General features: G+C 68.8%; 23 protein-coding genes. 9 read left to right on the top strand and 14 right to left on the bottom strand.

Annotation, left to right across the window (positions count from 1 at the left end; translation table 11 throughout):
* The 4 genes from ACFQI8_RS10985 (at position 1) to ACFQI8_RS10970 (ending at position 4,176) form a co-directional block, all read left to right on the top strand.
* Positions 1–579 (top strand): biotin transporter BioY, encoded by a 579-nt coding sequence (locus ACFQI8_RS10985; protein WP_390244709.1) that lies wholly within the window; start codon positions 1–3, stop codon positions 577–579.
* Positions 580–1,281, top strand: coding sequence for an energy-coupling factor ABC transporter ATP-binding protein (locus tag ACFQI8_RS10980; RefSeq protein ID WP_390244707.1), 702 nt, complete (start codon positions 580–582; stop codon positions 1,279–1,281). It abuts the gene before it with no gap.
* Positions 1,275–1,979: an energy-coupling factor transporter transmembrane component T family protein gene (locus tag ACFQI8_RS10975; RefSeq protein ID WP_390244705.1), complete on the top strand. Its 705-nt coding sequence runs from the start codon at positions 1,275–1,277 to the stop codon at positions 1,977–1,979. The genes ACFQI8_RS10980 and ACFQI8_RS10975 overlap by 7 nt, the downstream gene beginning before the upstream one ends.
* A gap of 79 nt (positions 1,980–2,058) precedes the next feature.
* On the top strand, positions 2,059–4,176 hold the full coding sequence (locus tag ACFQI8_RS10970) for a (Fe-S)-binding protein (protein WP_390244703.1): 2,118 nt from the start codon (positions 2,059–2,061) through the stop codon (positions 4,174–4,176).
* 18 nt (positions 4,177–4,194) lie between these two features.
* On the opposite strand, the gene ACFQI8_RS10965 is transcribed toward ACFQI8_RS10970, so the two are convergent.
* The 9 genes from ACFQI8_RS10965 to alaS form a co-directional block, all read right to left on the bottom strand.
* On the bottom strand, positions 4,195–5,157 hold the full coding sequence (locus ACFQI8_RS10965; protein ID WP_390244701.1) for an L-lactate dehydrogenase: 963 nt from the start codon (positions 5,155–5,157) through the stop codon (positions 4,195–4,197).
* 184 nt (positions 5,158–5,341) lie between these two features.
* Positions 5,342–5,794 (bottom strand): ferritin-like domain-containing protein, encoded by a 453-nt coding sequence (locus ACFQI8_RS10960; protein ID WP_148413716.1) that lies wholly within the window; start codon positions 5,792–5,794, stop codon positions 5,342–5,344.
* A gap of 121 nt (positions 5,795–5,915) precedes the next feature.
* Positions 5,916–6,290, bottom strand: a complete 375-nt coding sequence (locus ACFQI8_RS10955; protein WP_390244699.1) for a VOC family protein — start codon at positions 6,288–6,290, stop codon at positions 5,916–5,918.
* Positions 6,291–6,334: 44 nt separating this feature from the next.
* Entirely contained in the window at positions 6,335–6,658 is a 324-nt protein-coding gene (locus tag ACFQI8_RS10950) for a 4Fe-4S dicluster domain-containing protein (RefSeq protein WP_390244697.1), read from the bottom strand.
* A gap of 247 nt (positions 6,659–6,905) precedes the next feature.
* Entirely contained in the window at positions 6,906–7,196 is a 291-nt protein-coding gene (locus ACFQI8_RS10945) for a DUF7853 family protein (protein ID WP_390244695.1), read from the bottom strand.
* A 108-nt stretch (positions 7,197–7,304) separates the two neighbouring features.
* Positions 7,305–8,468: an acyl-CoA dehydrogenase family protein gene (locus tag ACFQI8_RS10940; protein ID WP_390244693.1), complete on the bottom strand. Its 1,164-nt coding sequence runs from the start codon at positions 8,466–8,468 to the stop codon at positions 7,305–7,307.
* A gap of 153 nt (positions 8,469–8,621) precedes the next feature.
* The gene (locus ACFQI8_RS10935; protein WP_390244691.1) at positions 8,622–9,335 is read right to left on the bottom strand and encodes a type 1 glutamine amidotransferase; all 714 of its coding nucleotides are present in this window, start codon (positions 9,333–9,335) and stop codon (positions 8,622–8,624) included.
* Between the two features lie 125 nt (positions 9,336–9,460).
* Positions 9,461–10,237, bottom strand: coding sequence for an alpha/beta fold hydrolase (locus ACFQI8_RS10930; protein WP_390244689.1), 777 nt, complete (start codon positions 10,235–10,237; stop codon positions 9,461–9,463).
* 97 nt (positions 10,238–10,334) lie between these two features.
* Positions 10,335–13,103, bottom strand: coding sequence for an alanine--tRNA ligase (gene alaS / locus ACFQI8_RS10925; RefSeq protein ID WP_390244687.1), 2,769 nt, complete (start codon positions 13,101–13,103; stop codon positions 10,335–10,337).
* Between the two features lie 122 nt (positions 13,104–13,225).
* Between alaS and ACFQI8_RS10920 the strand changes: the two genes are divergently transcribed.
* Together ACFQI8_RS10920 and ACFQI8_RS10915 are read left to right on the top strand one after the other, a co-directional pair.
* On the top strand, positions 13,226–13,711 hold the full coding sequence (locus tag ACFQI8_RS10920) for a TspO/MBR family protein (RefSeq protein WP_390244685.1): 486 nt from the start codon (positions 13,226–13,228) through the stop codon (positions 13,709–13,711).
* Between the two features lie 120 nt (positions 13,712–13,831).
* Positions 13,832–16,114: a GAF domain-containing sensor histidine kinase gene (locus tag ACFQI8_RS10915; RefSeq protein ID WP_390244683.1), complete on the top strand. Its 2,283-nt coding sequence runs from the start codon at positions 13,832–13,834 to the stop codon at positions 16,112–16,114.
* 70 nt (positions 16,115–16,184) lie between these two features.
* Here ACFQI8_RS10915 and ACFQI8_RS10910 read toward each other — a convergent pair whose 3' ends face one another.
* Positions 16,185–17,168: a replication factor C small subunit gene (locus ACFQI8_RS10910; RefSeq protein ID WP_390244681.1), complete on the bottom strand. Its 984-nt coding sequence runs from the start codon at positions 17,166–17,168 to the stop codon at positions 16,185–16,187.
* A gap of 105 nt (positions 17,169–17,273) precedes the next feature.
* Between ACFQI8_RS10910 and samp2 the strand changes: the two genes are divergently transcribed.
* The 3 genes from samp2 (at position 17,274) to ACFQI8_RS10895 (ending at position 18,369) form a co-directional block, all read left to right on the top strand.
* On the top strand, positions 17,274–17,474 hold the full coding sequence (gene samp2 / locus ACFQI8_RS10905; protein WP_390244679.1) for a ubiquitin-like small modifier protein SAMP2: 201 nt from the start codon (positions 17,274–17,276) through the stop codon (positions 17,472–17,474).
* Positions 17,475–17,480: 6 nt separating this feature from the next.
* Positions 17,481–17,900, top strand: a complete 420-nt coding sequence (locus ACFQI8_RS10900; RefSeq protein ID WP_390244677.1) for a GNAT family N-acetyltransferase — start codon at positions 17,481–17,483, stop codon at positions 17,898–17,900.
* An 88-nt stretch (positions 17,901–17,988) separates the two neighbouring features.
* Positions 17,989–18,369, top strand: coding sequence for a DUF7344 domain-containing protein (locus ACFQI8_RS10895; RefSeq protein WP_390244675.1), 381 nt, complete (start codon positions 17,989–17,991; stop codon positions 18,367–18,369).
* An 11-nt stretch (positions 18,370–18,380) separates the two neighbouring features.
* Here the strand turns inward: ACFQI8_RS10895 and ACFQI8_RS10890 are convergent, their stop codons facing one another.
* The 4 genes from ACFQI8_RS10890 to larB form a co-directional block, all read right to left on the bottom strand.
* Positions 18,381–19,754 (bottom strand): phosphoglucomutase/phosphomannomutase family protein, encoded by a 1,374-nt coding sequence (locus ACFQI8_RS10890; protein WP_390244673.1) that lies wholly within the window; start codon positions 19,752–19,754, stop codon positions 18,381–18,383.
* A 62-nt stretch (positions 19,755–19,816) separates the two neighbouring features.
* Complete coding sequence (locus tag ACFQI8_RS10885) at positions 19,817–20,056, bottom strand: GIY-YIG nuclease family protein (RefSeq protein ID WP_390244671.1); 240 nt, start codon at positions 20,054–20,056, stop codon at positions 19,817–19,819.
* Between the two features lie 94 nt (positions 20,057–20,150).
* The gene (locus ACFQI8_RS19480) at positions 20,151–20,300 is read right to left on the bottom strand and encodes a DUF7563 family protein (RefSeq protein WP_465261711.1); all 150 of its coding nucleotides are present in this window, start codon (positions 20,298–20,300) and stop codon (positions 20,151–20,153) included.
* A gap of 124 nt (positions 20,301–20,424) precedes the next feature.
* Positions 20,425–21,186 (bottom strand): nickel pincer cofactor biosynthesis protein LarB, encoded by a 762-nt coding sequence (gene larB, locus ACFQI8_RS10880; protein ID WP_390244669.1) that lies wholly within the window; start codon positions 21,184–21,186, stop codon positions 20,425–20,427.
* Between the last annotated feature and the right edge of the window lie 141 nt (positions 21,187–21,327).

The following is a 21,327-nucleotide window of genomic DNA, read 5'->3' as shown; positions in this document are numbered from 1 at the left end:
ATGGCAACCGAACGCGAGTCAGTCGAACTCGTCGGCGACGAACTCGTCGGCAACATCGCCCGCGCCGCCCTGTTCGCGGCGCTCATGGGCGCGGGCAGTTACGTCTCGTTCCCGAACCCCGTCTCGCCGATTCCGGTGACGATGCAGGTGCTCGTCGTCTTCCTCGCGGGCATCTTCCTCGGCCCCGTCTGGGGCGGCGGCTCCATCGCGCTCTATCTCGTCGCGGGCGGCCTCGGCGCGCCGGTGTTCGCCGGCGGCTCCGCCGGGCTCGCGCCGCTCGTCGGGCCGACCGCCGGCTACCTCTGGTCGTACCCCGTCGCCGCGGCCGTCGTCGGCCTCGTCGTCCACGGCGGCGTCGACATCGGCGACCACCGCGTGAGCACCGTCCGACTCGTCGGCGCGATGGTCGCGGGCACCGTCGTCGTCTACGCCGTCGGGACGCTCGGCTTCGCGTACGTCCAGCGCGTCGGTCTCGAATCCGCCTTCTGGACGGCGTCCGCCGCGTTCATCCCCGCCGAGGCGTTCAAAATCGCCGCCGCGGTCGGTATCGTCCGCTCCGACGCCGTCGCCGCCCAGTAGATGATTCGCGTCGACGACCTCGTCCACCGCTACGGCGACACCGTCGCGGTCGACGGGGTCGACCTCACCGTCGACGACGGCGAGTGCGTCATCGTCGCGGGCGCGAACGGCTCCGGCAAGACCACGCTCGTCCGGCATTTCAACGGCCTGCTCGACCCCGACGAGGGGACAGTCTCGGTCAACGGCCGGTCCGTCTCGGACCACCTCGTCGCCGCCCGGACCGCGGTGGCGATGGTGTTCCAGCACCCCGAAGACCAACTGGTCGCCGCGACCGTCGGCGCTGACGTGGCGTTCGGCCCGGAGAACCTCGGCCTCGACCGCGACGAAATCGACCGCCGCGTCAGCGAGTCGCTGGGCGCGGTCAACCTCGACGGCCGGGAAGACGAGCGCGTCGACGCCCTCTCCGGCGGTGAGGTCGAACGGCTCGCCATCGCCGGCGCGCTGGCGATGCGCCCCGACCACCTCGTCTTGGATGAGCCGTTCACCGGCCTCGACGAACCCGCCCGGCGCTCCGTGCTCGCGCGCCTCCGCGACCTCCGCGCCGAGGAGACGAGCCTCGTCGTCGTCACCCACGACCTGCGCGACGTGGCCGAACTGGCCGACCGCGTGGTCGTCCTCGCCGACGGCGACGTCGCCCTCAACGCCGCGCCCGACGAGGCCGCAGACCGCCTCTCCGACCTCGACGTTCGACCGCCGTGTTGACCTACGAACCGGGCGACAGCCTCGCCCACCGACTCGACCCGCGGACCAAGCTCGCGGTGCAGGTCGCCTTCGCCGCGGCCGGCTTCGCGCACACGACGCCCGCCGGGCTCGTCGCCCTCGGGGTCGTCGCCGCGAGCTGTCTCCGTGCCGCCGACGCGTCCCCCATCTCGGCCCTCCGCGACCTCCGCTATGCGATTCCGTTCCTCGCGCTCGGCCCGGTCGTCGAGGCCGCCCGCCTCGGCGCACCGTGGTTCGACCCCGAGGCGGCCGTCGAGCCGGCGCTCGCCAGCGTCCGCGTGCTTTTGGTCTTCTTCGTCGCGGCGGCGTACGTCAGGACGACGCCCGTGCGCGAGTCCCGGGCGGCGATTCAGCGACTCGTTCCGGGTCGCGTCGGCGTCACCCTCGGCGTCGGCGTCGCCCTCGTCTTCCGGTTTCTCCCCTTGGTCCGCCGCGACCTGCGCCGCGTCCGCGAGGCGCAGGCGGCCCGCCTCGGGAGCGAACGACGGCTGGACGAACGGCTCTCGCTCGTCGCCGCCGGCGGCCTCCGACGGTCGTTCGCGCGGGCCGACGCGCTCGCGCTCGCCCTCCGCGCTCGGTGTTTCGCGTGGAACCCGACGCTCCCCGAGACTCGGTTCGGTCGGCGCGACGCGCCCGGACTCGTCCTCGCCGCCGCGCTCCTCGCGAGCGCCGCGCTCTGAGGTCGCCGGGGGGCCGTAATCCACCGACCGACACGCCTCGGGTGACAAGATTTAACCCGCCGTTCTCCGGTGAATGATTATGGACTTTGCGGCACAGGCGGATGTTACACGGGAGACGTTCTGGACGATTAGTCCGGTCGGCGAGGCGGTCTTCTACGGTCTCGCCGTCATCGCGTCGCTCGTCTTCCTCTACGGGGTGTACGAGCGGTTCGCTCGGTACGCGCGCGGCGGCGAGGACCCCTTCGACCGACTGTCCGACCTGCCGGGGCGGACGGTTCGGGCGGCGAAAGTGGTGTTCTCCAACGAAAAGCAGTTCAAGCGCGACCGGTTCGCCGGCGTGATGCACGCGTTCATCATGTGGGGCTTCCTGACGCTCCTCATCGGGACGACCATCCTCGCCATCGACATCGACGTGTGGCGGCGGCTGACGGGGAGTTCCTTCTTCGTCGGCGACTTCTACCGCTCGTACTCGTTCGTCATGGACTTCATGGGTCTCGCGTTCGTCGTCGGCGTCGGGATGGCGCTGTGGCGGCGCTACGGGGTCCGACACCCGCGGCTGTGGGGGAAACACACCGGCTTCGAGGACGCCGCGTTCGTCTGGACGCTCTTTCTCCTCGGCGTCGGCGGCTACGTCCTCGAAGGCATCCGCATCGTCGGCACCGACTTTCCCGACTTCGAGACGGTGAGCTTCGTCGGCTACTTCGTCGCCCTCGCGTTCGAGACCGCGGGCATGGGACAGGGCCTCGCGCAGACGCTCTACTGGGTCGGCTGGTGGTCCCACGCGCTTCTCGCCTTGGCGTTCGTCGCCGCCGTCCCCTACGCCAAGCCCCTGCACATGCTCACCTCCTTCGCCAACGTCGTCACCGCAGACGAGAAGGCCGGCACGCGCCTCCCGGCGGTGCCCGCGGACACGCCGCCGGACGAAATCGGCTACGTCTCCGAGGACGACTTCTCGTGGAAGGCGATGCTCGACATGGACGCCTGCACGAAGTGCGGCCGCTGTACCGACGCCTGCCCGGCGAAGGCCTCCGGCCGCAACCTCGACCCGCGGGACGTGATTCTCGACCTGAAGACCTACCGCGAGTCGGTCGACGCCGGCGGCGACTCCGTCGACATCGTCGCGGACGGCGGCACCTCCGTCGTCGACGCCGAGTCGATGGAGTCCTGCATGGCCTGCATGGCCTGCATGGACGCCTGCCCGGTCGATATCGAACACCTGACGCACTTCACCGAGATGAACCGCCGACTCACCGAGACGGGCCAACAGCAAGAGCCGGTACAGGAGGCGATGATGAACATCTTCCAGAACGGCAACGCCTTCGGCGACCCACAGCGCAAGCGCCCCGACTGGACCGACGACCTCGACTTCGAGGTGCCCGACGCCCGCGAGGAGCCCGTCGAGTTCCTCTGGTACGTCGGCGACTACCCCTCCTACGACGAGCGCAACCGCGCCGTCGCCCGCTCGCTGGCCCGCATCTTCGAGGAAGCCGGCGTCTCCTACGGTATCCTCTACGAGGACGAAGGACACGACGGCAACGACGTGCGCCGCGTCGGCGAGGAGGGTCTCTACGAGATGCTCGTCGAGGACAACGTCGCCGCCATGGCCGACTGCGAGTTCGACAAAATCGTCTGCACCGACCCGCACTCGTACAACACGTTCAAAAACGAGTACCCGGAGATGGACGACTCGTTCGACTACCCGGTGTACCACTACACCCAACTGGTCGAGCGCCTCGTCGGCGACGACCGCCTCGGCCTCGCGGGCGACGAACTCGCCGCCCAGACGGTCACCTATCACGACCCGTGTCACCTCGGCCGCTACAACGGCGAGTACGAAGCGCCCCGCGAGGTCATCCGCGCGACCGGCGTCGAACTCGCCGAGATGCCCCGCAACCGCGACCAGTCGTTCTGTTGCGGCGGCGGCGGCGGCGGCCTCTGGATGGACCACGACGAGGAGTCGAAGCCGTCCGAAGAGCGCCTGCGCGAGGCGCTCGACGACACGGCCGGCGGCGTGGAGCGGTTCGTCGTCGCCTGCCCGATGTGCGCGACGATGTACGAAGACGGCCGCAAGACCGGCGACTACGAGGACGACATCGACGTCGTGGACATCGCCGAACTGGTCGTGGAGGCCCTCGACGCGAAGACCGCCGCGGCGACGGAAGCGGGCACGGATACGACGCCCGCGTCGGCCGACTGAGTCGGCGGCGCGGCTATTTTACTGTAGGTCCAAGCGGTCGAGAGACTCGCGGATGACGCCCGCCGACTCCCGGAGCGCCGCCGTCTCGTCCGCCGAGAGGTCGAACTCGTGGACGTCGCGGACGCCGCCTTGGTTGACGGTACACGGGAGGCTCATGTAGACGTCGTCGATGCCGTGTTCGCCCGAGACGAGCGTCGAGACGGTGAGGATGGAGTTGTCGTCGCCGAGGATGCGTTCCGTGGTCGCGGCCACCGAGCGCGCGACGCCGTAGTTCGTCCGCTCCTTGCGCTCGATAATCTCGTAGGCGGCCTCGCGCACCTCCGCTTCGACGCTGGCCTTGAGCGCATCTATGTCGTCGACGCCGTGGCTCTCGGCGTACGACTCGAACGGGATGCCGCCGAGGTTCGCCGAACTCCAAACGAGCACCTCGCTGTCGCCGTGCTCGCCGATGACGTAGGCGTGGACGTTCGCCGGGTCGAGGTCGAACTCCCGGCTGAGCGAGTGGCGGAACCGCGACGTGTCGAGGACGGTCCCCGAGCCGATGACGCGCTCGGCCGGCAGGTCCGACACCTTCCACGTGACGTACGACAGCACGTCGACGGGGTTGGTAACGATGAGCATCACGGCGTCGTCGTTCAGCCCCTCGGTAATCTGCGGAATCATGTCGGCGAAGATGTCGGCGTTCCGCTCCATCAGGTCGAGGCGGGTCTCGTCCGGTTTCTGGCTGGCCCCGGCGGTGACGATGACCACGTCGGCGTCCCAGCAGTCCTCGTAGTCGCCCGTCCGCACCCGGACCGGCGACGTGAAGTACGACCCGTGGTTGAGGTCCATCGCCTCGCCCGCGACGCGCTCTTCGGCGATGTCGACGAGGACGATTTCGCCCACGAGACTGCTCTCCATCAGCGCGAACGCCGTGCTCGACCCGACCGCGCCCGCGCCGCCGACGACCGCGACCGTTCCCTTGCCGCGTTCAGTGCTCATACCGGTCGTTCGAGCGACGGATTGATAAAAACAAACCCCCCTTTCGAAGAACTGGGAATACTACTTCTGTAACAGATTATAATTTATTAGATACGGGTTGATGGTGACACATTTTTCGAAAATAGTGAATACAGAGAGTTGTCGAACCCTCGTGCGCTGGCCAGTCGGTCGGCGTCCAGTGGGCCTATTCGCGGTCGTACTCTTTCTTGAAGCCGCGGAACTCGGTCCGGTGGGCCTCCTCGTCGGCGAGGATGGTCACGGCGAGGTCCTCGGTGACGGGGTCGTTGGCCTCCTCCGCCGCGTCGATGAGCGCGCGGTAGGTCTCGATGGCGTCCTCCTCGGCCGCGAGGACGCCGTTGATGACGGCGAGCACGTCCGTGCTGTCCTCGGGTGGCTGGAGGTCGTGCTGGCGCGCCTCGAAGGACGCGGAGCCCGGCGGTTTCTCGTCGAGTTGCTTCAGTCGGTTCCCGAGTTGCTCCGCGTGGGTGAGCTCCTCTTGGATATCGGTCTGGAGGGACTGCTTTATCTCCTCGGCCCGGACGCCGTCGAGGACGATAGAGTTCGTCATGTAGTTCATCACCGTCTCGATCTCGTCCTGATAGGCGCGCTTCAACAGCGCAGTTACGTCCTCGGACATAGCGACTTCGTATTGACGCTCTGGCAACAAATAGCTGTTCGCCGCGGCGAGTCGGGGGGTGGTCGAGCCGTCGGCGTCGGCGAAAATCGGCGTCTGAGACGGGTCGGCGGCGTGGGGCGGGTCAGTCTTCGAGCGCGACGAGTTCGACGACGTAGCCGTCGGGGTCCTTCACGAACGCCGCGCGGGCGTTCGCCGGGTCGATGTCGACCGGTGGCTTGACGACCTCCGGCGACTGTGCCTCGACGATGTCCTCGAACGCGCGGTCGGCGTCGGCGACCTCGACCGCGACGTGGTCGATACCGGCGGGTTCGACGCGCGCCGCCGAGCTCGGGTCGTACTTGAACTGCAGTTCCATGTCGGTGTCGTCACTGCCGACGTAGACGTTCCTGACGCCGTCGAGTTCGAACTCGTTGGTCCGTTCGAGGCCGAGGTCGGCGTAGAAGTCGAGCGTGGCGTCGATGTCCGAGACGACGAGCGCGGTGTGGATGAGACCCATAGCCGACGCGACGCGGCGCGGGGAGATAACGTCTGGTCTTCGTGTCAGGCCTGCCGCGAGGCGTCCACGTCGATGGCGTCGACGGGGCAGATGTCGACACAGAGCATACAGTCGATACACTGGTCCTCGTTGGTCGGTTCGACCTTTGTCTCGCTCACCGGGTGGTCGGGCGTGTCGACCCACGTGAACACGTCGACGGGGCAGTTTTCGAGGCACGCCCCGTCCGCGAGACAGATGTCGTAGTCGACGGCGACGTGGGTACCGTGGATGCCGAGTTTCGCCGGCGGTTCGACGGGCCCCCAGACGGCGACGCCGTTTTCGTCGCCCGCTCGCTCCCGGTTCTGGTCGAAGTTCGAGTCGATAGCCATCGCCGGGCGTTGGCCGCACCGGGTACTAAAACGTCCGCATCGACGATGCGAGAAATCGGAGACGGAATCGGGGTCGAGGTCGGTATCGGTGTCGAGGTCGGTGTCGGTGTCGAGGTCGGTGTCGGTGTCAGTCGTCGGGAGACAGCCGAGAGACGACCGGGACGCGTCAGCGACGGGCCCCGAAGAAGACAGCCGCTGGGGGCTTCGGCGGCGAAAAGAAACCAGCGGGCGAACGTCAGTCGGGCGACTATACCCGCGCGGCCTCGATGTGTTCGAGGACGCGCGAGATGTGGTGGTCGTCCCGGGTGGGGGCCTGTGTCCGATACGTTCGGAGGGCATCTACGAGATAGTCGAGTTCGGCGCTGTCGAAATCCTCGTCGCCGGCCTCGACCCGCGCGAGCAGGCCGGGGGCCGGCGTCGGCTCTTCGTCTGCATCGACCGCCCGCTCGATGGCGTCGAGCAACGCGGCGTGGACGACCCACGTCTCTTCGCGAGAGAGGTCGAGCGCCGTCGGACGGTCCTGGGCCGATGTGGTCATTGTGGGGCCTCTATCGTAACCTATGGACGTGGAGACATAAATGTATGTGCACTGTTGTCATGTTTCACGCACGACCGCGAAAGCCGCGGGGGCGTCCGCTCCCGAGTCCTACTCGAATGCTTCGATTCCCGTCAGATCAGCGCCGAGGACGAGCGTATGGATGTCGTCGGTCCCCTCGTAGGTGTAGACGGTCTCGATGTTCTCCATGTGGCGCATCGGCGAGTAGTCCGTCGTGATGCCGTTGCCGCCGAGCATCTCGCGGGCGGTTCGGGTCACCTCGCGGGCGACGCGGACGTTGTGACGCTTCGCCATCGACACCTGCTGGTGTCGCAGGTCGCCGCGCTCTTTGAGGTCGGCGAGGCGGTGGGCCATCAGTTGCGCGTTCGTGATTTGGGTCGCCATCTCCGCGAGTTTGCCCTGCTGGAGTTGGAACCGCGCGATTGGCCCGCCGAACTGGTCGCGGTCCTTCGCGTACTGACGGGCGTCCTCGAAGGCGTCGCGCGCCGCGCCGACGACGCCCCACGCGATGCCGAACCGCGCCTGCGTGAGACACGAAAGCGGTCCCTTCATCCCCTCGACGCCGGGGAGGACATCCTCCTCGGGGACCCGGACGTCGTCGAGGCCGATTTCGCCCGTGACCGACGCGCGCATCGAGAGTTTCCCCTCGATTTCGTTCGTCGCCACCCCGTCGCGGTCGGTCTCGACGAGGAACCCGCGGACCGGCGACCCCTCCGCCGACACGTCACGCGCCCAGACGACCGCCACGTCGGCGATGGGCGAGTTCGTAATCCACGTCTTCGAGCCGTTGAGGACGTAGCCGTCGGCGTCGCGCTCGGCGCGGGTCTCCATCCCCGACGGGTCCGAGCCGTGTTGCGGTTCGGTCAGGCCGAAACAGCCGACCGCCTCGCCCGACCCGAGCTTCGGGAGCCATCGCTGTTTCTGCTCGTCGGAGCCGTAGGCGTGGATGGGATAGATGACGAGCGACCCCTGCACGCTCGCCATCGACCGGAGGCCGGAGTCGCCGGCTTCGAGTTCCTGCATCAGGAGGCCGTAGGCGCGCTCGCCGAGACCGGGGAGGCCGTAGCCGTCGAGGTTGGGCGCGTAGAAGCCGAGTTCGCCCATCTGCGGGATGAGTTCGGTCGGGAACGTCCCGGCCTCGTAGTGCTCGCCGATGTCGGGTTTGACCTGCTCGTCGACGAAGCGCCGGGCCTCGTCGCGGACGAGTTTCTCTTCGCCGGTCAGGTCGCCCTCCAATTCCAGATAATCGAGCATGATAGACCCTGCGACCGGCCCGGTGAAAAGCGATTCGCTCGGTCGAGATTCACGGCGGACTGACGACCGGAAAGTCGGTGACGAAAGCGAGTCGGGCGCGACCCGGCGGCGACTCGGATACGGCTCGAAAACGGCCGGCGACGGTCCCGACGCTCAGGCCGCTGATTCGACCGAGCCCGCGTTCGCCCGGTTCACGTAGCCGACGAAGTTGTCGAACAGGCGCTTGGCCTCGCAGGCGGCGGCGTAGTTCTCCGGCGTGATGCCGTCGACGACCGACCGAATCCGCTCGTCGGGGAGGAACTCCTTCTGCCGGGCGATGGCCTCGGCGGTGTCGGTGTCGTACTCGGGGTGGAACTGGACGCCGAAGGCGTGGTTCCGGCGGAACGCGTGGACGCCGAACTCGTTTTCGGCGAGGAGGTCCGCGCCCGACGGGAGTTCGGTCACCCGGTCGCCGTGAGAGGTGAAGACGGTGAACCGCTCGTCGATGCCGGCGAGGATGTCGTCGGTGTCGTCGGGACGGGTGCGCTCGATTTCGTTGTAGCCGAGTTCGAACGCGCCCATGTCCTCGACGGTGCCGCCGAGGGCCGCCGCGACGACCTGATGGCCGAAACAGACGCCCAAGAGGGGGAGGCCGCGCTCGTCGGCGTCGGCGACCCACGACACGAGGCTTCGAATCCACGGCTCGTCCCAGTAGACCGACGACGACGAACCGCTGATAACGACGCCGTCGTAGTCGAAGTGGTCGGGGAGACGGCCGTCGGTCACGTCGAACTCGACGAGGTCGGCGTCGAGTTCGCGCCTGAAGTTTCGTGACGTGCTCGAATCGCCGTGGGAGGCGTCCAAGAACGCGAGTCGCGGGCGAGTCATCGTGGAGAGACAATCGGTGTGGCTCTAAAGAAGTTGCGCCCGGAACGCTCGCTGCCGGCATCTGTGAGGGGCGACGGCGGCGGCGACCGCGGGGCGAACACGGGTCGAACGCGCCGGAGCGACGCTCAGTCGTCGCCGACCGAGTCGAGAAAGGAGACGAGCGCGTCGTTGACGAGTCGAGACCGCTCGACGGTGACGAGGTGCCGCGCGCCCGCGAACGACTCGAACTCGGCGCGCGGGAGTCCCTCGGCCAGCGCGCGGCCCCCCTCGGCCGGCCAGACCGGGTCGTCGTCGCCGTGGAGGACGACCGTCGGAACCGTCACCTCGTACAGCGGGCCGGCGTCGTAGTCGGCGACGGCGGCGGCCTGCGCCGCCCACGCCTCCGGGTCGGCGTCTTCCCGTTCGCGCCACGAGACGAGTTGGTCGACCACCTCGGGCTGTTCCGCGCGGAACGCCTCGGAGAGCGCCGGTGCGAGCGACTCGCGGAGTGCGGCCGGGTCGCCGGGTGCGGCGGACAGCGGGTCGGGGTCGATTCCCGCTCCCGAGGCGGCGGTGCCGACGAGGACGAGGCTCCGAACGCGGTTCGTCGTCCGCGCGGCCTCCAGCGCGACCAGCCCGCCGAGACCGAACCCGACGAGGTGGGCCTTCCGGACGTTCGCGTCCGCGAGGACGGCCACGAGGTCGGAGACCAACGTCTCGACCGAGTACGGTCCCGCGGGGGCGTCGGAGCGGCCGGCCCCGCGGAGGTCGGTCACGAGGCTCTCGTAGGGGCCGGCGACGGCGGCGTGTTGCCAGCCCCACTGCCACGCGCCGTAGCCCGCGTCGCCGACGAAGGCGACCGTCTCGCCGTCGCCCTCGCTGTCGTAGTACAGTTCGACCCCGTCCGCGACTGCCGTGGGCATACCGGAGGCTCGGCGGGCGAGCGACTTAGGGCGTCCGTCTCGGACGCGAAACAGCAAAACAGCAAAACAGCGAACTCGCGGGAGCCGCGGGAGCGACTCAGGCGTTCAGGACCGTCCGGAGCACGTCGGGGGCCTCGTCGAGCGCGTCGTCGAGCGCGTCCACGTCGGGGCCGCCGCCCTGCGCGAAGTCCGCGGGGCCGCCGCCGCCGCCGCCGACTTTGCCGGCGAGTTCGCCGACGACCTGCCCGGCGTTGATGCCGACGTCGTCGGGGACGCCGACGACGAACTGGGCGCTCCCGCCCGCGGCGGAGCCGAGAACGGCGACGTTCCCCTCCTCGACCAGCGCGTTGGCGGTCGCGCGGAGTTCGTCAGCGTCGCCGTCGAGGCGCTGGACGACGACGGGCGTGCCGTCGATGTCGATTTCGTCCGCGCCGGCCGCGGCGCGCGCCTCGGCGAGTTCCGTCTTCAGACGGTCGATGGTCTTGCCGCGCTCTTTCCACTCGGTGAAGAAGCGCTCGGCCGTCTCGGGCACGTCCGCGGGGTTCACGTCGAGCACGTCGGCCGCGCCGTACAGCGCGTCCTCGGTGCGCTGGGTGGCCTCGATGGCCGCGTCGCCCGCCGCGAAGACGACGCGCTCGACGCCGTCCTGAACGGGCTCCGTGGTCAGCACCTTGATGGCCCCGATGTCGCCGGTGCGCTTGACGTGGGTGCCGCCGCAGGCCTGCACGTCGGTGCCGACGTGGATGAGGCGAATCTGCTCGCCCGGCGGGATGCCGCCCTGATACAGGTCGAAGCCGTACTTCTTCTCGGCGTCGCGGCGGTCCGGCCACTCCTGTTTGACCGGGATGTTCCGCATCACGATCTCGTTGGCGACGCGCTCTATCTGTGTTACCTCCTCGCGGGTGATGCGCTCGTAGTGGGTCACGTCGAGCCGCGAGCGGTCGACGCCCTTCGACGCGCCGGCCTGCCGGATGTGGTCGCCGAGGACCGACCGGATGGCGTGGCCGATGACGTGAGTCGCCGTGTGGTGGCGCATAAGCCGACTGCGGCGCTCTGCGTCGAGCTGGCCGCGGACGAACTCGCCCTTGCCGGGGTCGTCGTCGGTGCGGTGGAGCACCACGTCGCCCACCATCTGCACGTCGGTCACCTCGACGGTCGTGTCGTCGGTGGCGAGCGAGCCGTGGTCGGCGGGCTGGCCGCCGCCTTCGGGGTAGAACATCGTCTGGTCGAGGACCACGTCGTAGCCCTCCTCGCGGTCGAACACGTCGAGGACGACGGCCTCGAACTCGGTGCGCTCCTGGTCGTCGTAGTAGAGCTTGTCCGTCGCCGGCAGGTCGCCGAGGCGGTCGTCGCGCTCCTCGGCCTCGACCCCGTCGTCGACCTGCTCGTGGCGGTCGGCGACGAGCGAGTAGAAGTCGTCGGGGATGTCGACGGTCGCGCCGCGCTCCTCGGCGATTTCCTGCACCATGTCGGGCTGGATGCCGTGGGAGTCGTACAGCTCGATGAGTTCGTCGACCGGGATGGGTTCGTCCTTGTCGGCGTAGTCGTCGGCGAGCTGTTGGACCTTGCGGGAGCCGCGTTCGAGCGTCTGTCTGTACTTGCGCTCCTCGCTACGGACGATGTCGCGGATGGTGTCGCGGTTCTGGTAGTCCAGCCGCTCGGCCTGCATATCCACGAGCTCGTCGAGCGGGGCGTCCACGCCGAGGTTGTCCACGAGGCGCTTGGTGCGCCGGAGGACCATGCGGGCGAGGTAGCCCGTCCCGACGTTCGAGGGGACGATGCCGTCGCCGAACATGTACGCGAGCGTGCGGCAGTGGTCCGCGATGGCGTAGATGTCTTCGAGCGGGCGGAGAAGCGCGGTGAGTTCGGCCTCGTCGACGCCGAGCTCGCCCGCGACGCCGGCGCGCGCGGTGGCGAGGTCGTCGATTTCGTCGATGTCGAGGTGGCCCGAGAGCTTCGCCGCGCGGTGGATGAGCTCCTCCTCCTCGTCGGTGTGCTCGATGCCGACGTTGTCCTTCAGGAACTCTATCATGTCGGGGTAGACGGCCTCGTACACCGTCGGCGTCCCCTGCGACACCCACGTCCACCGTTCGAGCCCGTAGCCGGTGTCGACGATGTAGGTGTCCATCGGCGAGTAGGTGTTGCCGTCCTTGAGTTCGTACTCGCCGTCGGGGTCCTGCTTCATCGACATGAAGACGAGGGTGGCGAGTTCGGCACCGCGGTAGAGCACCTCGAAGGCGGGCCCGGCGTTGCCGCCGCCGACCCACGGGTCCTCGATGTAGGTGATTTCGGAGATGTCCGCGCCGAGCGACTCGAAGAACTCGTCGCAGAGGCGGACCGTCTCGTCTTTCCAGTAGACCTCGCCCTCGTAGGCGTACTTGTCGCCGGCCTCCTCGCGGGCGTTGAACGCGTGGTGGGCCATCATCTCGAACGCCATCGTGTGGCGGCCGGTCTTGCCCACGTTGTCGATGTCCTGCATCCGGATGCAGGGCTGGGAGACGGTCAGCGGGTTGGCCGGCGGCGGCGTCTCGCCGGACGTGACGAGCGGCTGGAAGTCGTAGATAGAGGCCTGCGTCAAGAGCACGTCGTCGCGCCAGCGGTTCGCGGCGACCGGGTAGGGGTCGATGCGCTCGTGGTCGTGGTCCTCGAAGAAAGAGAGGAACTTCTCGCGCATCTCTTCGAGAGTGTACTCCTCGTCGAAGCCGGGGTTGTCGATGAAGGTGTAGTCGTCGGCCGGCGGTTCGCCGCAGGTCTCGCGGTCCGGGTCTCGTGTCCAGAAGTGGACGCCCGTCACGGGGCATTGCTTCCGGTAGAAGCCCTCCTCCTCGAAGTAGTCGAGGCGGTACTCCGCTTCGAGTTCGCTCATTGCCAAACTCTGGTCTACCGTCGGGTAAAACAGTTCCGGGAAATGGACGCAGACGCCCGATTCCCTTCAATTTCGCCCGCACGGGCCGCGTCGTTCTTTTCCCTCCCGAGCGTACGAGGGGTATGGAACTCGCTTCACTCCGGCGGCGGCCGGCGGTCGAACTGCTCGCGTGGGTCGTCCTCGCGCAACTCGCTGGCGCGCTCGGGAGCGTCTTCACCGTCACCGCCGTGGGTTCGTGGTACGCGACGCTCGCTCGGCCGTGGCTCGCCCCGCCGAACTGGGTGTTCGGCCCGGTCTGGGTGACGCTTTTCACCCTGATGGGCGTCGCCGCGTGGCTCGTCTCCCGCCGCGACCACCCCCGCCGCGAGCGAGCGCTCGCCGTCTTCGTCGGGCACCTCGTCGTCAACGTCGCGTGGTCCGCGGCGTTCTTCGGACTGCAGTCCCCCGCACTCGGCCTCGCGGTCATCGTCGTCCTCCTCGCGGCGATTCTGGCGACGATGCGCGAGTTCGCCGCCGTCGACCGGCGCGCCGCCGCCCTCCTCGTCCCCTATCTCCTGTGGACGGGGTTCGCCGCCGCGCTCACCTACGGCTTCTGGTCGCTAAACTGAGTACTCCGGCGGGGTCAAAGCGCCGCGCCGCCGAATCGGACCGCTCGCGGCGCGTTCTTGCTCATTGAAAACATGCCGCAACGATTATATTTCTCGTTGTCGTTCAATAGGAAGACTGCCGTGCACGCGACGGACCCAACGGTTTTCGTTGACGGCGACTTCGACGGCATCGACCTCGGCGACGGGGTCACGGTGGCGTCACCGAGTGACGATAACGGTCCGAGCGACGCCGCGTGCGTCGTCGTCGCGGCCCCCGACGCGGAGGTTTGCGACGGCGTGCCCACGGTGCTGTACACCGACGTGCCGCCCGATGCCGTCGACCGGCCCGGCCGATTCGACGCCTACGTCAGACGCGGCGACCGCGCCGCACTCGAATCGCAGGTCCGCTGGTTGCTCGCGTCCGGCGACGACGCGGGCGCAGGCGGGGACGTCGAGCGGGCGGCGGAACCGAGGAACGACCGCGAGTGGGACCGCCTCAAACGGCTCTACGAGGGGACGACGGAACTCATCGCCGCCGAGACGGTCGAGGAACTGTACGAACGCGCCATCGGACTCACCGAGGACATCCTCGAATTCGACAACAGCTCGTTTTTCCACCACGACGACGAGGGGTTCTACGTCGTCGCCAACAACGACGACCTTGTCGGGACGGGACCGATAGCCGCCGAGATGGGCCTGCTGGGGGAGACGTACCGAACCAAACGCTCGTTTCTCGTTGACGACGTGCGCGACCATCCTGAAGCCGACCCCAACGACCCCAGCTATCGCTCGGCGGTGAGCGTGCCCGCGGGCGACGATGGGGTGTTTCAAGCCATCTCCAACGAGGTCGGCGCGTACGACGAGACCGACCTCGCGCTGGCCGAACTCCTCGTGTCGTACGTCTCGGAGACGAGGAGCCGAATCGAGTCGGAGGCCGCCGTCAGACAGAGCCGCGAGCAGACCGAGCGACTCCACCGGGGAGCCACCGAACTGGCCGCGGCGACGAGCCTCGACGAGCTGTTCGAGCGGACCGTCGAAATCACAGACGACATCCTGGAGTTCGACATCAGCTACGTCGGCGTCGTCGAAGACGGCGACATCGTCCCGACGGCCATCTCGTCCGACGCCCCGGCCGACGGTGCGGAGCGCGTCCCGCTCGACGACGGCGGCATCGCGGCCGAGGTGTATCTGTCGGGGACCACGGACATCACCGACGACGTGCGTGACCACCCCGAGGCGCGGCCGGTCAAGCGGATGTACCGCGCCGTCCTGAGCGTTCCAATCGGCGACGTCGGCGTCTTTCAGGCGGCCGCGTTCACGCCCGCCGCGTTCGACGAGCGGGACGCCGAACTGGCCGAACTCCTCATGGCGCACGTCGCGGTCACTGCCGAGCGCATCCACGCCGAGTCGCGGCTCCGCGAGGAGCGCGACCGCTCGACAGCGCTGTTCGAACACGTCTCCGACGCCGCCGTCGCCTACGACGTGGAGGGCGGCGCACTCACGGTCCGCGACGTGAACCGGGGGTTCCAGTCGGCGTTCGGCTACGACGCCGACGACGTGGTCGGAAGCGACCTCCTCGGGCGAATCGTCCCGCCGGAGCCGGAGCCGGTGCCCGAACCGGGGGCCGACGAGACCATTCCCGAACTCCTCGTCGCCACCGGCGAGAGCTACCGCGGGGAGGTCCGCCGCCGGACCGACGGCGGCGTCCGCGAGTTCATCCTGAACGTCGTCCCGCTGTCGCCCGGCGAGGAGCGCGGGGCGGGCTACGCCATCTACACCGACATCACGGAGCGGAAGACCCGCGAAAGCGAGCTCGAACGACAGAACGAGCGGCTCGAAGAGTTCGCGAACATCGTGAGCCACGACCTGCGGAACCCGCTTTCGGTCGCCCGGGGAAACCTCGACCTCGCCCGCGAGACCGGCGAGGAGTCGCGGTTCGACACGGCCGAGCGGGCGCTCGAACAGATGGAGGAACTCATCGACGACCTGCTGTCGCTCGCCCGCCGCGGCCAACTGGTCGACGAGACCGAGCGCGTGGACCTCGGGGTGGTGGCCCGGCAGGCGTGGGCGACCACCGACACCGCCGACGCCGAGTTGGTCACCTGCCAGTCGATCGTCGTCGACGCCGACGAAGACCGCCTCGCCGAACTGCTGGCCAACCTGTTTCGGAACGCGGTCGAACACGGCGGCCGCGACGTGCGCGTCGAGGTCGGCGGCGTCGACGGCGGCTTCTACGTCGAAGACGACGGCCCCGGAATCGAACCCGACCGCCGCGACGTGGTGTTCGAACCGGGCGAGACGACCGACAACGGCGGCATCGGCTACGGCCTCGCCATCGTCGAATCCATCGCCGAGGCCCACGGCTGGACGGCCATCGTGACTTCGGGGACGACGGGCGGCGCGCGCTTCGAGTTCCGGGCGTGACGGGCGAGTGAAAACGAGCGGAGAAACCGGAGACCGCGGCGGTCGACGCGGCCGGTTCAGTGTACCGCGTTCAGTTCTGTGAGAGCGCGAGCGACGCGAGGAGCGCTTCGAGTTGGACCTGCTCGTTCGCCCCCTCGGAGATGCGGTAGTCGGCCTCGCCGATGCGCTCCATGAGGCGGACGGCCTCGCGCTCGTCGAGGTCGAACTCCCAGACCGAGCGGTGGAGCTGGTCGATGATGTCGCCGCCGGCCATCCCGGTGTCGACGATGAGCGTCTCCAACTGCTTGCGCGCGGCCGTGAACTCGCCGTCGATGGCGTCCCGGACCATCTCCTCGATGTCCTCGGGGCGGGCCGTCGAGGTAATCATGTAGACTGCCTCCTCGTCGACGACCTCGCCGGTCGTCGCGGCGGCCTGCAGGGAGTTGATGGCGCGGCGCATGTCGCCGCCGGCGGCGTAGACGAGCGCATCGAGGCCGTCTTCGGTGACCTCGATGTCCTCGGCCGCGGCGATGTCGCGGACCTGCTCCGCGACGGCGTCGTCACCGAGCGGCGAGAAACGGAACACCGCACAGCGCGACTGGATGGGGTCGATAATCTTCGAGGAGTAGTTACACGAGAGGATGAACCGGGTGTTGTCGGAGAACTGCTCCATCGTCCGGCGGAGCGCCGACTGCGCGTCGTTCGTCAGCGAGTCGGCCTCGTCGAGGAAGATGACGCGGTAGTCGTGGCCGCCGAACGACGAGCGCGCGAAGTTCTTGATACGGTCGCGGACCACGTCGATGCCGCGCTCGTCGGAGGCGTTGAGTTCGAGGAAGTTGCCGCGCCAGTCGTCGCCGTAGATGGCGCGGGCGATGGCCGTCGCGGAGGTGGTCTTGCCGACGCCCGCCGGGCCCGCGAACAGGAGGTGCGGCAGGTCGTCGCGCTCGATGTAGCTCCGCAGGCGCTCGACGATGTCGTCCTGTCCGTAGACGTCGTCGAAGGTCTGCGGTCGGTACTTCTCGATCCAGATTTCTCGACCCGCCGGGGCGTCGCCCGACTCCGCGGCCTCGCTCATATCCGTTCTACCGGCCGCCCCGCACATAAACCGTCCGAGACGGAGAGCGCCCCCGGCCGACGCCGAGCCGACGGACTGAAACCCGCACCCGACCCACGAGCGACCATGAACGTGACCGTCGAGGTCGTCGGCGAGGGGACGAGCGAGGTCGCCGTCGGCGACGGCGGGACCTACGCGGACCTCGTGCGAGCGGTGGACCTCAGCCCCCACGAGGTGACCGTCCTCGTCGACGGCCGCCCCGTCCCCGAAGACCAGCCCGTCGAAGTCGACCGCGTGCAGGTGCTCCGCCTCATCAAAGGCGGGTAGTCGGCGATGGACGACACCGAGAGAGACCGTGCGGCCGACGGAGGCGACGCAACCACAGTCCGCGAGGGCGACCCAGACGAACTGGTGGCCGTGATGCGCGTGTTCGACGCCGGGCTGTTGGAAGCCGATGCGGGCGAGGTCCGCGACCGACTGGCCGCCGGCGACTGCCTCGTCGCCGAGACATCCGGTCGAGTCGTCGGCGCGCTGGCGCTCGACGGCGACTACGTCGACGCCGTGGCCGCCTCGCCGAGTCGCCGCGGTCGGGGCGTCGGAACCCAACTCGTCCGGGCGGCGCTCGACCGCCGGGGCCGACTCGTGGCCGACTTCGACGGGGGCGTCCGCCCGTTCTACGAGGCACTCGGATTCGACATCGAGGAGCGAAACGGCGGCGAGGGGCGGTTTCGCGGCGTCCTGCGCGACGAGTGACGGCCGCGCCGCCGACCCTGAAGATGTGGGTCGTTAACAATCGACATAGATTTAGCCGCCGGTCGTCAAGGGCTAGGGAGTCAAGGCCATGGCACACCGAGACCGGAGCGACCGTATCCTGACCGACTGGGACTGCGTTTTCGAGGCGCTCGCGGACCCGTCGCGCCGCTACGTGCTGGAGTACCTCCACGACCGGCCGGAGCCGGCGTCGGTCTGGGACCTCGCGGTCGCCCTCGCGGTTCGGACGACCGACCTCCCGCCCGACGAGGTGGACGTGCAGGTCGTCCAGCAGGCGGAGGTCGGCATCGTCCACGTCCACCTGCCGAAGCTTCGGGCCGCAGACCTCGTCGAGTCGGCGGGAGACGGGGTCTCTCTGACCGAGCACGCGGAGACGCTCCCGCTTTTCACGCCGGCGTACCGCGGGGTCGTCAGACCGGTCGGCGACGAAGAAGAGAGACGAGACCTCTGAGCGCGGTCCGCTCAGACGAGCGGTTCGACGAGTTCGCGACCGGCTTCGAGGAGCGACGAGACCGCGTCTTCGCTCCCGGCTTCCGCGTAGACGCGCATCTTCGGCTCCGTCCCCGAGGGGCGGACGAGGAGCCACGAGCCGTCCTCCAAGAGCAGTTTAAAGCCGTCGAGCGTGACGACCTTGGCGATGTCGCGGCCGGCGACCGTCTCGGGGAGCACGCCTTCCAACTCGCCGATGACACGCGCCTTCTCGGCGTCGGGGCAGGCGACGCTTATCTTGTCGGCGACGATTTCGCCGTGTTCGGCCTCGATGCGGTCGAGGCGGGCGTCGAAGTCCTCCTCGGCGGTCGCGGCCGCCGCGAGCAGGCCCATGAGGACGCCGTCCTTCTCGCGGACGTGCCCGCGGACGGAGAAGCCGCCGGACTCCTCGCCGCCCATGAGCGCGTCGTGTTCGCGCATGCCGTCGGCGACCCACTTGAAGCCGACCGCGGTCTCGAACACCTCCTCGCCGTGGGCCTCGGCGATGCGGTCGATGAGGAACGTGGTCGAGACGGTCCGGATGGCCGGCCCGGCGTCCGATTCGAGCAGGTAGTCGTAGACGGCGGCGAAAAAGAGGTTCTCGTCGAGGACGCCCCGGTCGGGCGTGGCGATGCCGATGCGGTCGGCGTCGCCGTCGTTGGCGACCCCGAGGTCCGCGTCGTGGTCGGCCATCGCCTCGGCGAGGCCGTCGAGGTTCTCCGCGGAGGGTTCCGGCGAGATGCCGCCGAAGTCGGCGTCGCGTTCACACCGGAGGCGGACGACCTCCGCACCGGCGGCTTCGAGGAGCGCGTCGGTGACGCCGCGACCGCTTCCGTGCATGGCGTCGTAGACGACCGTGAGGTCCGAGAGGTCGTCGCCGACGAGGTCCATCGCGTGGTCGGCGTGCGGCGAGACCACGTCGACGCGCTCGATGGTGCCGCGCTCGGACTCGGGCAGGAGGTCCGGCTCGGCGAGGCGCTCGGCGACCGCGTCGGTCACGTCGGGGAGCGCCGGCGCGCCGTCCGAGGGGATGAACTTCACGCCGTTGTACTCCGGCGGGTTGTGCGAGGCCGTGACCATGAGCGCCCCCGAGAGGCCGCGCTCGGCGATGGCGTAGGCGACGAGCGGGGTCGGACAGTCGCGCTCCGGCAGGAGCACGTCGAAGCCGTTGCCGGCGACGACCTCGGCGAGCGACTCCGCGAAGCCGGGGGAGGTCTCGCGGGCGTCGTAGCCGACGAGCACCGGCGCGGTGAACCCCTCGTCGGCGAGGTAGTCCGCGACCGCCTGTCCGACGACGCGGACGCGGTCGTCGGTGAAGGTGTCCAGCGTGGCGCGCCACCCGTCGGTCCCGAATGAGATTTCGTCCATACGCGCACCACTCCGCGGCGGGGCAAAAAACTACGTTACGAGCTGACGGGTAGGGAACGCGCTCACGACTCGACGAGCCGCAGTTTCTCCCGTCGGCGGAGCTGTTTGATCTCGTACTCGCGGGACATCGCGGCCGACTTCGAATCGAACGCCTCGACGTGGACGAGTTCGACCGGGGTCCGTCCGCGGGTGTACTTCGCGCCCTCGCCGGCGTCGTGTTCGGCGACGCGTCGCTCCACGTCGGTCGTGTATCCGGTGTACAGCGAGCCGTCGCTACACTCGATGACGTAGACGAAGTGCACGAGAGAATGGTTCAGGGGCGCGGGTATGAACCCTCCGCCCGACCTCGCGCACGTGGTGTTGGCTTCGCGTGGTGGTCTTTTATCGCTTCAGTGGTCATGCAGTGCGGGCACGGTGTCGAGCGACCTCCGCGATACCCGCGTTCGCCGAGCAGTTGGGACAGGCGAGAACCTGGCCGTTCTTGTCGGCGAACACGCGTGCGAAGCGCTCGGAGACGTGTGACCCGCAGTGGTCACAGACTGGCATTGTTGCGGTCCGGCAGCCACCAAGCCGGTGTATGATACACAGTACCCCACCTATATGAGGGCTTCGCGCGTGTGCGTACGCACGCGAAATCGCGCACGATCACGGAGGGACAGCTACCGCCCGCTCAGGCGTCGTCGTCGCGGGCGTCGGCGACCGCGCGGGCGATGAGTCCGGCCTGCGCGCCGGCGATGTAGCCGGCGTCGACGTTCACCACGGAGAGGACGGTACACGACTGGAGCATCCCGAGGACGGCGGCCTCGCCGTCGCCGCCGTGGCCGTAGCCCGTCGAGACGGGCAGGCCGATGACCGGGGTGTCGACGAGGCCGGCGACGACGGTCGGAAGCGCGCCCTCACGGCCGGCGGCGACGACGACCACGTCGGCCTCGCGGAGCGTGTCGAGGTGGTCGAGCACGCGGCCGAGGTGGGCGACGCCCACGTCCTCGATTCGCTCGACGGCCGCGCCCATCTCGCGGAGCACGGCGGCCGCCTCACCCGCGGCCTCGGCGTCAGAGGTGCCGCCGGTGGCGATGGCGACGCTCGCGTCGAGGTCGGGGCGCTCGAACGCCGGCGCGGCCGCGACGACCGTCTTCGCCCGGGCGTCGCGGTCGATATCGGCGTCCGGGAGCGCGTCGGCGACGGCCTCGGCGTGGGCGGTGTCGGCCCGAGTGACGAGCGCCCGACCGCTGGTCTCGACCGCCGCGGCGGCCAGCGTCGCCGTCTCGTCGGGTGTTTTTCCCTCCGCCAGAATCGCTTCGGGGACGCCGCGCCGCGTCTCTCTGGCGGCGTCGAACCGCCCGGCGTCGGTCGTCGCGTACCCGGAGAGTCGTACCTCCGCCTCGGCGGGCGAGAGCGAACCGTCCGCGACCGCCTCCAAAATGTCGCGCATGGCCGCACGTTGGCCCGAGGCGTACTCATACCCGTCGTTCCGCCCTCGCGAGGATAAAGCATATATAAGTGGAGATTGTTCCCGAGAAATCCGTCCTCATAGAAGCGCCATAACCCCCAAATCCGGCGGTATTAACGTCCA

Source organism: Haloferax chudinovii (genome assembly GCF_042663345.1).
Classification (GTDB): Archaea; Halobacteriota; Halobacteria; order Halobacteriales; family Haloferacaceae; genus Haloferax; species Haloferax chudinovii.
This window is presented reverse-complemented; position numbering and strand designations above follow the sequence as displayed.